The 13552-nt window shown below is 31.7% G+C and carries 13 protein-coding genes, 1 tRNA gene and 1 pseudogene; 11 read left to right on the plus strand and 4 right to left on the minus strand.

What is annotated here, in order from left to right:
• Positions 1-107: 107 nt before the first annotated feature.
• The 7 genes and pseudogenes from H0I41_RS00105 (at position 108) to H0I41_RS00130 (ending at position 4851) form a co-directional block, all read left to right on the plus strand.
• Positions 108-419 (plus strand): hypothetical protein, encoded by a 312-nt coding sequence (locus tag H0I41_RS00105; RefSeq protein ID WP_008471405.1) that lies wholly within the window; start codon positions 108-110, stop codon positions 417-419.
• Positions 419-1496 (plus strand): annotated as a pseudogene (locus H0I41_RS00110) (helicase HerA domain-containing protein). Before H0I41_RS00105 ends, H0I41_RS00110 begins: the two are co-directional and overlap by 1 nt.
• A complete protein-coding gene (locus tag H0I41_RS00115) occupies positions 1493-2023 on the plus strand; it encodes a hypothetical protein (RefSeq protein WP_003549322.1) in 531 nt (176 codons plus the stop codon). The pseudogene H0I41_RS00110 and the gene H0I41_RS00115 overlap by 4 nt, the downstream one beginning before the upstream one ends.
• A gap of 184 nt (positions 2024-2207) precedes the next feature.
• Positions 2208-2747, plus strand: a complete 540-nt coding sequence (locus H0I41_RS09345; protein ID WP_228099761.1) for a Rep family protein — start codon at positions 2208-2210, stop codon at positions 2745-2747.
• Positions 2702-3274, plus strand: a complete 573-nt coding sequence (locus H0I41_RS09350; RefSeq protein WP_228099759.1) for a P-loop NTPase family protein — start codon at positions 2702-2704, stop codon at positions 3272-3274. The genes H0I41_RS09345 and H0I41_RS09350 overlap by 46 nt, the downstream gene beginning before the upstream one ends.
• Positions 3275-3366: 92 nt before the next feature.
• On the plus strand, positions 3367-3558 hold the full coding sequence (locus tag H0I41_RS00125) for a helix-turn-helix transcriptional regulator (protein WP_008471399.1): 192 nt from the start codon (positions 3367-3369) through the stop codon (positions 3556-3558).
• Positions 3559-3666: 108 nt separating this feature from the next.
• Positions 3667-4851 carry a phage integrase SAM-like domain-containing protein gene (locus H0I41_RS00130; protein WP_234694702.1) on the plus strand — a complete coding sequence of 395 codons (1185 nt, stop codon included), beginning with the start codon at positions 3667-3669 and terminating at the stop codon, positions 4849-4851.
• A gap of 152 nt (positions 4852-5003) precedes the next feature.
• On the opposite strand, the gene H0I41_RS00135 is transcribed toward H0I41_RS00130, so the two are convergent.
• A complete protein-coding gene (locus tag H0I41_RS00135; protein WP_023599001.1) occupies positions 5004-6356 on the minus strand; it encodes an APC family permease in 1353 nt (450 codons plus the stop codon).
• A 334-nt stretch (positions 6357-6690) separates the two neighbouring features.
• On the opposite strand from H0I41_RS00135, the gene H0I41_RS00140 reads away from it, so the two are divergent.
• A tRNA-Thr gene (locus H0I41_RS00140) sits at positions 6691-6763 on the plus strand.
• A 188-nt stretch (positions 6764-6951) separates the two neighbouring features.
• Here H0I41_RS00140 and H0I41_RS00145 read toward each other — a convergent pair.
• Positions 6952-8229, minus strand: coding sequence for an ISL3-like element ISLjo2 family transposase (locus H0I41_RS00145; RefSeq protein WP_182094552.1), 1278 nt, complete (start codon positions 8227-8229; stop codon positions 6952-6954).
• Between the two features lie 132 nt (positions 8230-8361).
• Between H0I41_RS00145 and H0I41_RS00150 the strand changes: the two genes are divergently transcribed.
• Positions 8362-9525: a GNAT family N-acetyltransferase gene (locus H0I41_RS00150; RefSeq protein WP_135014510.1), complete on the plus strand. Its 1164-nt coding sequence runs from the start codon at positions 8362-8364 to the stop codon at positions 9523-9525.
• Between the two features lie 36 nt (positions 9526-9561).
• On the opposite strand, the gene H0I41_RS00155 is transcribed toward H0I41_RS00150, so the two are convergent.
• Positions 9562-10422, minus strand: a complete 861-nt coding sequence (locus H0I41_RS00155) for a 1-acyl-sn-glycerol-3-phosphate acyltransferase (protein ID WP_014566906.1) — start codon at positions 10420-10422, stop codon at positions 9562-9564.
• A gap of 141 nt (positions 10423-10563) precedes the next feature.
• On the opposite strand from H0I41_RS00155, the gene H0I41_RS00160 reads away from it, so the two are divergent.
• Positions 10564-11211: an NAD(P)-dependent oxidoreductase gene (locus H0I41_RS00160; RefSeq protein WP_086874538.1), complete on the plus strand. Its 648-nt coding sequence runs from the start codon at positions 10564-10566 to the stop codon at positions 11209-11211.
• A gap of 196 nt (positions 11212-11407) precedes the next feature.
• Here H0I41_RS00160 and H0I41_RS00165 read toward each other — a convergent pair whose 3' ends face one another.
• The gene (locus H0I41_RS00165; protein ID WP_011161262.1) at positions 11408-12208 is read right to left on the minus strand and encodes a helix-turn-helix domain-containing protein; all 801 of its coding nucleotides are present in this window, start codon (positions 12206-12208) and stop codon (positions 11408-11410) included.
• 275 nt (positions 12209-12483) lie between these two features.
• Between H0I41_RS00165 and H0I41_RS00170 the strand changes: the two genes are divergently transcribed.
• Positions 12484-13548 (plus strand): ThiF family adenylyltransferase, encoded by a 1065-nt coding sequence (locus tag H0I41_RS00170; RefSeq protein WP_011161263.1) that lies wholly within the window; start codon positions 12484-12486, stop codon positions 13546-13548.
• The last annotated feature ends 4 nt before the right edge of the window (positions 13549-13552 follow it).

Consider the following 13552-nt stretch of genomic DNA (forward strand, 5'->3'; position numbering starts at 1 on the left):
ATGAACATAAAGCTGTACGTGTATTTTATCATCATACACTTTATAGTAAACAGTGAAGATTAAAGAAATCTTCAAAATAAATTTTAATTAAGGAGGATTTTCAAAAAATGAAAATCAAACGAACAAGTGGCTACTCAGAAGCACTAGCCAAAATGTACATTCCAAGTGACGTCTCAACTTACTCATTATCTATTAATTTAGATACTCAAGTTAAATGGGTCAATGGAAAACCTACAGATGAAGTAACGGGTTATCAATGCTGGTTTATTGCTGAAGGAACAGAACCATTTAAGGTTAAATTTCCTAATAAGGTTAGCCTACCATCTATGTTTACCAAAATTAAATTTCAAAATCTCGAAGCTTGTGAAGTTGGGAATAACGTATACTTCAAAGCTAACGGGCTTGAGGTGATGAAATAATGTCAAGTAGTGAAACTGCTCGTTATATTACCCAATGTCTCAATATGTCACTTGATCTTTCAGGTGAAACAAGTTATACGAACAGCTTTAAAGTCAAGGTGTTGAATGATGGCTTTCTTTTCATTCCTCATTTACCTGCAAGTTACATCATTGATAATGACCTTTATCAGCGGATTTATAAGATTGCCAATTCTGCATTGTATCCGCTTAAATCTTTGCTAAAGCAGTCAACTATGTATCTTGTTGCAACAAATGAAGAAGACTTTGGAAATAAAAGAGCCTTCTACTATCCGTGGACTGGCATTAGTAGAAGACTCACAATTACAGATATGAATGCATACCTTGCTTCCAATCCTAATAAAGACATTGAAATAATGCAAGATGTATCTATCGACTATGACAAAGTAACTTCAATTTTGATTGCTGGAAATTCTGGTTCAGGTAAGTCCTACACGCTGACATATTTACTTACAGTTCTTTATTTAAAAGATATTTCTGACCTGTATATAATCGATCCAAAATGTGATGTGCCAGCGCGTTGGGCGCATGTCTATGGTTTAGAAGATAGAACAATCTTTCCAACCGAAGAAATGTCAAATAGCGATTTTGTTAACCAATGTAATGAACTATTGGCTAATGTCGTTAAAGAGATATATGTGCGTCAAAGAATCCTTTACATCGATCCACATCATCACTTCAAGCAATTTAACAGTTTGTATTGATGAAGTGCTGGCTTTAACTGATGGATTGCCAAAAAAAATAAAAGATACTTTTTTCTCATTACTCTCACAGATATCTCTTCTTGGTAGAGCAACGAAAGTGCACCTGCTTTTGATTAGCCAGCGTTTTAGCAATGATGCTATTCCCATCGCCGTTCGTGAGCAGGCAAATGTATGCTTGCAGTTGGGCAATATCAATAAGAAAACAACACAATTTCTTTTTGATATTGATCCTGATGGGATATTTATACCAACGGGAAAAGGTACAGGTCTTTTTCAAATAACCGACAATACTCATCCATTTCAGGTGTTACCTCTATTAACACCTACGTACAATATCAAAGGAGGAATTTTATGATTGAAAATCATAAATATCAACCCAGTCCCATTAAGTTATATTTACCTTTTATGATGTTTTTGGGCACATTAATTTTGACTTCCATTAATTGGGCACTATTTTACTTTTGGAAAGTAAAAATTGCTCAATCATTAATCGTAAATACTATTATTGCTGGAATCTGTTTACTCATTTTAGCAATTCAAATTGTTCACAAAAGTTTAATTAACTATATTAAATCACTTTTGCTGACATTTGATATTCAGCATATGTTGGTAATTCCAGCAGAAATTAATGAATTTACAGGCAAAAGAAAAATTAATGCGATCACACAAACATATAATTCTTATCTTTACCAAAGCTATGGCGAATATAGAGATAATAAATTATACATTTGTATTAGATTACCAATCAACATTGCTGCAGCTAAATTGTTGGATGACAACCTAAACAAACTACGTGAATCAATTGTTAGTCAGAATCCTGACTATTCTTTCACAGGTTTTGAACGACAAGGGTATTATCTAATCAGCGAAGGAACCAAATAAAAGGAACGCGAGTGCCGTAGCACGCGTGCCCTGACAAGGGATAATGCGTAAGCGAAGGCACTCGCACTTTTATGTAAAATGTGTTGTGTAAAGTATCCATAATCACTATTGCTCTGGGCTGAGAGCTTGTTATTCAGCCCTACACAAGATTGTGTAAATTGTGCAAAAAAGGAGAGTGGTAAAGATGAAAAAGGCTGTAAGAGCCAGACAATTCATGTATACCCAAGACATTGAACACCTTCCATTCAAACAGGAAGACTTAAAAGAGCTACTTGAAAAGTCGAATGCCGAACAATGGGCGTATATTCTTCATGACAAAGATGTTAACGAAAAAGGCGAACCAATTAGACCACATTTTCATGTGATTTTAAAATTTAAAGATGCAAAAACAATTTCCCGTATTGCTAAATTATTTAATGATCAACAATATGTCGAAGTTTGGCACAATACCATTAATAATGGATATAGTTACTTAATTCATAAGACAACTAATGCCAAAAATAAACATCATTATGATCCTAGTGAAGTAGTTGCATCTTTTGACTTTGTAACAAGGATTAAACAAATTAGGGAAAAAGTTAATAAACCGTCAAGACATGACATAGAGAATTTTATTGATGATTATTCAAATGAACAATTAACAAAGAAGAACTTCAAGAAAAAATTGGTGTCCTTGAGATGGCAAAACATAAAACGTTGTTGGATCATATTGAAGACATTTTAGCTTATAAAAAACATCAACGATTTTTAAAAGACTTTAAAGGACAAAAGTGTACCACTTATTGGATTTGGGGATCTTCTGGAATTGGAAAAACAAAACTTGTTCGTGAAGTTTTAGAAGAATTACATCCCAACAATTTTATTATTCTTGGGTCTCAACGTGATCACTTTCAAGAGTACAAAGGTCAGGAATTCATAGTAATTAATGACCTTAGACCCAACGATTACGACTATGGTCAATTGCTTACTCTTTTAGATCCTTGGGAAATTGATAAAATGGCGCCTGCACGATACCATGATCGTTATCTCAATGCTCGTTCAATTTATATCACTACACCATATGATCCACTTAGTTTTTATTTTGAATGTAACATTTCAAATCAAGTAGTAGATTCGTTTGAGCAATTGAAAAGAAGAATTGTTTCTTTAAAGTTAACCGAGGATACGTATAGTGATCTAAAAAATGAACTAATTAAAGATGAAGAAATAGCAGAAGCAATTTGGAAGATAAAATCACAAAAAAAATACTAGTCATGCTGATAGCGACAAAAGCAATGACTAGAATCTCGACTAATTTGATTCTATCCCAAAATTGCTTATAAAACAATTTAAGGAGAATAATGATGATCAAATATCTAACTGGTAAAGAATTATGTGAGGCTTTAGGAATTAGTACAACGCTATTGTATAAATTTCGGAAAGCGGGTATGCCCTACCATCAACTACCAGGCGGTAGACCTTTTTACTTGATTGATCAAGTCGTTGATTGGTTAAAAGATGCAGGTTATCACCAAGAAAAAGTTTGGACAAAATAATTAAGAGGGCGGATAATGTAAGAGATCATTATTCCGCTCTCTTTTTATAAAAGAGGTTTAATATGATCAAAAAAATTCTAAAGGGGCAAATATAAAGGCCTTTGGCTAGTGCGAATTCAACCAATGGTCAATGGCAAGCGTAAAAGTGTAACAAGAAGAGCTGATAGTAAGCTTGAAGCACAGAAGCTTGAAATTGATTTGAAAGTGAAATATGCGAGCTATAAGAATGGCTTACCAAGTATTACTGATGAATCCCAACTTCTAATTGAGTACACCAAATTTGTTGAGAAAAAGGCTCAGTCTATTACTGCGACAACTAATCGAAGCTGGAGATATTCTTTAACTTTATTGGGTAAATACCTTAAGTATGAAAATAAAGTAGGTATTCAGTTGCGAGATGTTGACCAGCATTTCTTTAACGATTTTGGGCATTGGTATCTTAATAATCATCCTAAAGCAAGTGTTAAAAAGAGCACTGTGATAGATGTAACTTTGGCACATTTTCGAACTTTCTTTACTTTTCTTATAGATAAGGCTGTTCTTGCTGTAAATCCAATTCCTAAAGGCTATCTAAAATTATTCTTTAAGCAGTCTGATTTCAGCACAGGTAGAAAATGGCATCTTTTTTCTAAAGATGAAATTAGTGTTTTAAGGGAAGAATTACTTAAAGAATATAAAGGAGCCACGATTGCTAATTCTGTATCTAGGTTAGCTTTAATTGTAGATACTTATCTGGGATTACGACCAGAAGAATTACAAGTATTAAAGTTTGACCAATTAGTAGAGTATGAGGGTTCTTATACTTTTAAAATCGACGATAGCTGGTCTGAAAGAAAGCCTAATGGTTCTTTGAAAGACAGACCCAAAGGCGCTTATAGATATTGTTTGCCAATTAAGAATACTGAGGTAATTGATTTGATTAAAGATTTTCAGATTAAACAAAAAAAGTACCTCGATGAATATGGTTTAAAAAATACATCGGGATACATTTTTCTGAACTTACATAATTATAAATCAATTAGTTCAAATAACCAATTACCAGTGACACAAAAAAGCTTAAATGAAAAATTAAAAGCTGTTTGCAAGAATGCAGGGATTGAAAAGCAAAAAGATACAGTTTTAGCTTTGTATTCTTTGAGAGTTTATTTAAGCAGTTTACTTGGTAATGACAATCGCATATCTAATATGTATGCTTGCCAAAGAATGGGAAATACTATTCAAGTTTTTCTTTCAACTTACGTAAAGGAAAATCGAGAATCCTATAAAGAAAATTCACAGCTTTGGAATTGTTAGTTAAAAATGCACTTTATTTGCACTTCGCAAGTATCGTGTCTATTAAAAATATTGATATATCAAGGATGTTGACTAGAACCTCTATGCTTTTAGTCAGCACTATAAGAACAAAAAAGGCGCTAGTTTATCTAGCGTCTTTTTTTATTTTTATGCTAATCATGATTTTCATTTATTTCTATCGCCTTATTTCTACTTGTTTTTTCCTTACGCTTAAGATAGTAAAAAATAGGTAGGCCAACAGCTACTATTCCTAAAAATAGAACTACACCAGCAGGATCATTAAATAGTTCACTGACAACGATAAATAATCCACCTAAAATTGCAACGATTGGTACTAAAGGATAGAGCGGAGTACTAAAAGGGCGATTAGAATTTTCTCGTCTTAATTTAAAAATGCCGAAAAAGGCCAAAATATAAAAGCAATATATCGTAAAGACACATAAGTCTGATAAGCGATCAGGATCGAACAATACTAGCATTAAAGTTGCTAATACGGTGATAAAAATAGTAGCAACGATAGGAGATTTTCCTTTTGGAGTTAAATAGGTTAAATAAGATGAAAATGGCAAATCATTTCTTTTAGCCATAGCATAAACAATTCTTGGAAAAGTAATAATTTTACCATTGAGAGTACCAAGCATCGAAATAATTATTCCTAATGTTAATAGCTTTCCACCAATATTACCAAAAGCTTTTGTAGCTAAATACGTAGTTGTATCCTCTCCTAGGCGCTCAATAAGGTCGGCTGGAATAAAGCGTAAGATACCGACTGTAATTAGAGTGTAGATCGTTAAAACAATCGTAATTCCTAAGATAATCGCTTGCGGAAGGACTTTTTGAGGATTTTTCATTTCACCACCTAAGTTCGCAATTAAAATCCAGCCGTCGTAAGCAAACAAGGTAGCTAACACAGCAACTCCAAATCCGCCACTACTTTGTTTAACGTCAGAAATAGTCTGACCTAAGGCATTATTTTGACCCCAAAAGATACCAAAAATAATAATTGCAGCAATCGGAATCATTTTTCCAATTGTAGTAATAACTGAAAATGCTGCACCTACCTTATTATCTAAAAAATTAATAATAGTGATAAAAAGCATACACCCAATTGATAGAGGAATGCGCCAGGAATCATTTAGATTAAAGAAATTGGCGATAAGAATACCGGTAAAACCACCTACGGCTGCAATAATTGCAGGGCCATAGACGATAACTTGCATCCATCCGGCTAGAAAACCAAGAATCCGACCATATAACTTCTCAATGTAAACGTATAATCCGCCAGTATATGGCATTTGAGCTCCAATTTCAGCAATTGTTAAACCAGCTGCTAGTGTAATAACACCACCAAAGATCCAAGCACTAATAGCTAAGGTTGAATTATGAGCACTTTGAAGAACTGAAGCTTGTTTGAAAAAGATACCTGATCCAATGATTGTCCCAATAACAATTGAAATAGCTGAAAAGAAGCCTAATGAACGCTTAAGATGGTTTTGTTGTTTCATCTTGATAATCCTTTCTAAAAGAAAAAAGCCCAGATTCACAAAAATCACTCTGCTATAAAAGTGATTAAGTGAATCTAGGCTTTTTTGGAAATATTTGGCCACACAAAATCACTCATGTTCCACTGGAGGTGGAAGATGAGGAGGAAGAAGCATTTAAATTAGTGCAGTGCAAATATTTCATGGTTTTAACTCCTAAATGATTTTATATTAGAATATCATGATATTATTAAAAAGCAAATAATAAATACATCTTTAATTAAGTAATTAATTTTATTGTAAAAAAGTTTTGCTTTTTCCAAAATCATCTGCTATACTAATTAACGTTGTGAGAAACGCTGACTTAGCTCAGTTGGCAGAGCACGTCACTAGTAATGATGAGGTCGAAGGTTCGAATCCTTTAGTCAGCACAATTTAAAAGTCCTAACCAGATGGTTAGGACTTTTTTGTTGCGCTTTTATCTTAGTATAATGAAAATATAGACGTATATTATCTGATAAATTGATATTTCAAAAAAATCTTAGAAAAGGTAAAAGCAGATGAAACTAAATAAAGGGCTCTTTTGCAAATCCTGTTGATGGATAATTTTAAGAAGGAATTAAGCAGCTAAGAAATAGCTGTTTGATTCCTTTTCTTTTATAATATTTTCTTCGAGTCTAATTCTAATTAATAAATGTTTGAAATTTCTATAGCCATAAGCAGTACGTTCAATTTGTTTAATCTTACGGTTAACTCCTTCAAGACAACCATTAGAATAAGTTGAGGTAATACCGTTTAGGACACCAGAATAATTACGTTTAAAAGTTAATAGAGTTTGATGCATTTGTTTACCAACATTTTGTTTTGAATGAAGTAGATGGATAACTTTCTTTTCATCGTTATCCTGAATAGCAGTCATAAAGTCCTGCATAACCCAATAAGTATTTTCTAAGGTTTGGTCACAATCTAAACCATCTAAGACAACATGTTCCTGTGTTAGACAGTCCTTAAAATGCCAGTCGTAATAAGGAGTAGTCTTATTAAGTTTGTCATATTTCATGAGATAAAGCTTCCAAGGGGACTTTAAAAGCTTATATTCACGGCTTCTTTTATTAAATTGCTTCATGATTTGAACTCTGAAAATATTAAACGATCTAGTAAGCATTTGAACCATATGAAAACGGTCAATAACTATCTGAGCATTTGGAAATAATTCTCTAGCAACTAAAGGATAATAACAATTAAGATCCATAGTTACTGTTTTAACCATTGCACGAGCTTTAGGAGTGAACTTGTAAAAATAGCGTAGAATATCAGGTTTGAAACGAGTTCTAAGAATTTGAACAACTTTGTGAGTATCACCATCTAGACAAATAAAGTGAAGCTTTTTGCCTACGCCCTTAAATTCATCAAAAGCTAAGTGTTCAGGGAGATGATCAAAGGCATCATAGAACTTAGAAGAGCAGACTTCTAATACTCTTTGAACCGTGTTGACAGATACATTATGTTCTCTAGCAATGCTGGTCATTGAACGATCTTCAGTAAGAGCAGAAAGTATTTTTCGCTTAGAAGTGTTAGAGATATAGCAGCCTTTATTAACCAGATTAGATTGAGCCATAGATCTTTTTAAACAGTAATTGCAGAGAACACGTTGTTTTCTTAATCTGATAGTAACGGGCTTACTAGCATCAGCAGTAATGAAACGAACGTTAGAGACGTAATGACCGTTATGCTTAAGATTAGTAGAACGACAATAAGGACAAGTAGGCTGGATCAGCTCAGCTAAATATATTTTGTAAATCTTACCGTTAATATTTTCATTTGAATAATCAGAAAAAATAATGTTTTTATCTTCAATATCAAGAGTAAATTTAATATAATCATTTAAAGAGGACATAGTTTAAATCTCCATACACTTAATTGAATTGGTCGAAGAAGGATTTTAAGTAAGAGAGGACTATGGCCTCTTTTTTTACGTAAAAAAATCCTGTCGATAGAATATCATAGATATTCATCAACAGGAAAAATTATACAGCCAAATAAAGATAGTCAAACTTTAGATCAAATTGCCCCATTAGTTGAATATTCCTTTTTAAAAACTAATGACCTTCATCAAGATGTTAATTTTTTAAGTAGATATGACCATAGTATGGGGGTTGGCGAATATAAAGATGGAAAATTAGCTAGTTACATCATGGTCAATGAATTTGAAAGTAGAATCTTTGCTAAAAAGGTAAAAATGGGTGGAGTTGGTTATGTAGCTTCATATCCAGAAAATCGCGGTCAAGGTGATATTAATCGCTTGATGAATGAAATTATTTTAGAGTTGTACAGGCAGAATTATGCTATTTCTAATTTGGCACCATTTTCTGAAAGTTTTTATCGACGTTATGGCTATGAAAATGCTATTTATGAAAAAATGTATAAATTAAATCCGGCTTATTTGCGCTTTTTTAAGTCAGTTAAAGAAGGAAAAATTGTCCGAGGAAAATGGAAAGATTCAGACTTAAAAGAAGCAGTCATAAAGTTATATCAAGATAAGCTGAATCAAAATAATCAAAGAAATACTGTTGATCGTGAAGACTGGTGGTGGGATCGTTTAGATACCTATTATCCTGGGAGATTTATCTGTGTCTACTTTGATAAAAATAATCAGCCAGCTGGCTATATGTTCTATCGTATTCGGGATAGGGAGTTTAGGGTGAAGGAGCTGTACTATAAAACGCCTCAAGCAGCGAAAGCCTTATTGAGCATTATTGCTAGTCATTCTTCAAGTGATTTGAAATATTATGTGAAAATGCCAGAATCAAGCTTACTAGGCGAATTTTTCCCAGAGCAGGAAGGATTAAAAGTTCAAATTTTACCTTACATGATGACTCGAATAATTAATGTTGAACAAGTATTAGAAGCCTTGCACTTAATTAATACCGGTAAAATTAAAATCGAAATAACTGATGATGAAATAGTTGCTGAAAATAATGGGACTTGGGAGATTGATCAGATAAACAAAGAGACTAAAGTGAGAAAAACTGAAAAAGGTCCCCATTATAGCGGCTCTTTAACTAATTGGACAAAAGTTTTATTAGGTCATTTAACTTTGAAACAAGCTGTTCGATTAGGATTTATTAAGGAACATCATTTAGTAGATAATGATTTTATAAAGGGTGAAGTTTCGTTTTATGATTACTTTTAATTAAAGATAGATTTTCTGTTATTAGAAGCAGAAAATCTATTTTTTCTTATAGCCGGCAATGTCCCAATCTGTAAAAGTATAATCTAACTTCTTCCCATAATATTTTTCATATGCTGCTTTCTTTTGGAGGTAGTCAACTTTACGCATTTTTTCTATATTTTGAGCAAGTGAGAGTTTGGGATCAGGATAAATAGTAGGTAGAACATGAAGAATCCAACGTGTTTTGTTAAATTCAGGATGCAGTTTTTCTTGCTTGTTAGTGTCCTTAATTTCTACAAAGCATGAAATAATTGGAACATTCATTTTAGCTGCATAATAATAGGCGCCTTTTTGCAGAGGACGAGGTTTTCGATAATTAAGCCATAATTCTTGTTCTGGATATACCACAATCCAGCGATTTTTCTTAGAAAAGATTTTATTTAAGTGTTTTGGCAGCTCACGTCCTAAATAGCGAAAACTAGCAGTTACCGGGATGCTATCAATATTCCTCATTAAAAAGCCAATCCAGTTTGGTAGTTTTAAATTAGTATCTTCGATAACAAAATATAATCGCTTATGATATTTCATGGCGAGCCGCTTCAGAGGGAGACAATCAAATTGATTGTAGTGATTACAGGTTACAATAGCTGAAGAAAGCTTACTAAGAGATTCAGGATTATCAATTTCAGTATTTAAAGTTAAAAGAGGCGTTCCGATGTTAAGGATTCCGCGTGCAAGTATATTAATAGCTTTAGAAAAGGGGCTATTATGATTAGCCCAAAATTTTTCTACTAATTTTAGGCGATCTTTTTTGCTTAAAACTGGATCATCTGGTTCAACTTTTGCGTTAAATTTTTTCTCCTTAACACATCTTTTAATATTAAAAATAACCTCTTGTCGCTTTTTACCAATAATCATAACTAGCTCTCCAAACTTTTTAGGATAGATTCCAAGCTCTATTTTATTTATTTTGTTTTTTAAAACCAAATATTATCCCACTTATCTTCATTCATGCTAAGCTAAGGTGAAAGAATAAAATATAAAAGGAGGAATCCCTAAATGAAAGTAGGTATTATTGGTGCTTCTGGAATGGCAGGGAGTGCTATTTATAAATTAGCTAGTGAAAACAAAGATCTTGAAGTTACAGGTATTGTCAGAGATAAAGAAAAGGCCGAAAGAGTTCTTGGTAAAGATGCTCACCTTTTAATTGGCGATGTTTTAACAATGGACGATAGCTTACTAGAAAACTTTGATGTAATTGTTGATGCCTTTGGTACAACTCCTGAAAAGGCAAAGGATCAAGTAAAGCTAGCAACTAAATTATGTGGTCTAGCTAAGAACAAGGATATTAGAGTAATCTTTATCTTAGGTGCAGGTAGTCTTAGAACTGGAATTGATAACCACTTGGTAGTGGAAGACATTAAGAAATTAACTGGTTCAGAAAACTGGATTAATACCCCTCAAGAGCAATTAAACGAATTAAACTACTTAAAACAAGTTGAAGATGTAGATTGGCTGGGAATTTCACCAGCATTGACTTTTGAAGCAGGCCCAGAGGCTGCAGGTTATATGTTAGGTAACAATACTCTTCTCTTTAATAACAATAATGAATCTAAGGTAACCTCTGGAACAATGGCTCGCTTGATTGTAAATGAAATTGTTCATCCAAAGCACCATAAAGAAAGAATTACTTTAGTTGATGAATAAAAAATAACCGCTACAACGCTCAGACGCTATAGCGGTTATTTTTATGTAATGTTTAATTTATACATGATTAAAATGTAGGTTTTACGACAATAACCATAAATTCTTTCACCCTTTAAAGATTTAATTTTCATCTCTATTATTTATTAATATCTTGAAGACGTAATAAAATTTGCATATCTAATATTAACTTGCATATTTAAATGTTAGGCAACAATTCTATATAATTTGAAAATCCTGAAAGCATAAGAGTGGTCTTGATATGATCTATAGTAGTTTTATCTTTTTCTAAAATGGCTTGATAATATTTGCCAAGCAATTTATACATCAACAGTTCTGGAGTACTAGGCAAACTAAACAAAAAAGATATTCCCTTTTTCCAAAAGGTAAAGTTTTTTCTTTTATAACATAAATCTAAAAAATTTATACAAATACTTGCAATGAACTTTTGAACTGTTTCATTTTTAGTTGTTTGATATTTATTTAAAATAGAAGTTAGTAGAAAAGATAACTCATCAGAAGTATAAATAAACATAGAATTAGTAAATAATTTTAATGTTGGAATTGACCAATTTAAACCGTTAAATAGTTCTTTTCTGATGAGATCTTCATCCTGTTTATTTAATATAGTCCTATCTTGTTTTAAAAGAGCTTCAATTAATTTTATATATAATTTTGTAGTTTGTGATGCCCGTAAGTATATATATTTTTTTAATTGCATGACAGTGTCTATATCGTTATTAAAAAATGCAATAAATAGTGTATCTATTATTTCATCTTCATCAGTTTGATTATTTAGTTTAATGGTTAGTTGATCAATGAAATCAGATATATTGATGTGATGGACTTTTAAAATTTTAAGTAAATCAATGGCTGAAATACGAGTATTATCCTGTTCGACTCGAGAGTAGAAAGACGTTGAAACTATTGTTCCGGCCATTTCTTTTTGTGTAAGATTTAGTTTCTTGCGATTTTCTTTTAGTAATTCTCCAATTGTCATTATTGTCTATCCTTTTTCAGAAATGCATATATGCAATTATAATATAGTTTATGCAAATATCGATATATATTTTTGTTTTTTCTTTATGATGTAATAGAAATTAAAAGAAAGGACATAAAAAAATTATGCATAGAATTATGAAAAATTAATAATCAATTTAAGAAGTTAAAATGCTTTTAAATTGAATAGGCTAAAAAGGCTGATAAATCAACGCTTTGACGAAGATTATCAGCTTTTTATTTTTATAGAGTTTATGATGAGTAAGGTGGTAAATTATGTTTTACAAGACTAGTTATTTAGCAACAGGTGGCTGTAGTAATCATCAAGGGATTTTAGGTGTAGGAACGAAACAATACTTTGTAAGTGAAGCCGACTATCTTAAGTCTTTAAAAATTTTAGATTTTTTATTAAATAAAAAAACATATGATGAAGTTATAAAATTTTGTGAAAAAAATAATATTAATAAATCTATATTTGACACATTAGTTGAGCATAATTTAATTGTTAAAGAAAATCTTTATGTTGAGAAAAAGGATGATTTAAATTTTAAAAATAAACTATATTTTCATGCATTAGGCTTAAATGGAAATGCACTTGCAAAAGAATTTGCAGATACTACCTTTGTAATTGTAGGGTGTGGGGGAATTGGAAATTTTATTTCATTTGCTATAGGTTCACTATCACCGAGAAAAATAGAATTAATTGATGGTGATAAAATTGAAAAAAGTAATCTTAATAGACAATTTTTATTTACAGAAAATGATATTGGTAAATATAAAGTAGATGTTCTTAAAAAGAACTTGGTTGAGAGAAATAATAAATTAAGTATTAGTGAATATAAAGAGTATGTTTCTAAAGAAGTATTACATAATATTTTTGAACAAAATAAGAAAAATAAAACTTTAGTTATTCTATCTGGTGACAGTTTTTCTGCATTATCTTTAACTGCAAAAGCATGTGTAAAAAGTGAAATACCTTTTCTTAATATAGGATATTTAAATGATATTTCAGCTATAGGGCCTTTTTATATACCTGGTATTTCTAGTTGTCCGTTTTGTCACAATGCGTTATCTATTTCTGATGACATATCTAGTGGACATAATGAAAGCAAAATTTTAGAAGATAGAATCAATGCTAATAACGAGGCACCATCAAGTTTTACAAATAATGCACTTGCTGCCAGCATGGGAATGGCTGATATTATTGAGTTCTTATCTCATAATTACGAACGTATTAATTCTTTAAATAAGAGATTTGGGATTAATAGTGCTACATTTGAAAAATACGTATTAGAAGTAAATAGAGATAGAAAATGCGAGATATGTAGTCATGGAGAATAAAAAT

Origin of the sequence: Lactobacillus johnsonii, from assembly GCF_014058685.1 — a bacterium.
Taxonomy (GTDB): Bacteria; Bacillota; Bacilli; order Lactobacillales; family Lactobacillaceae; genus Lactobacillus.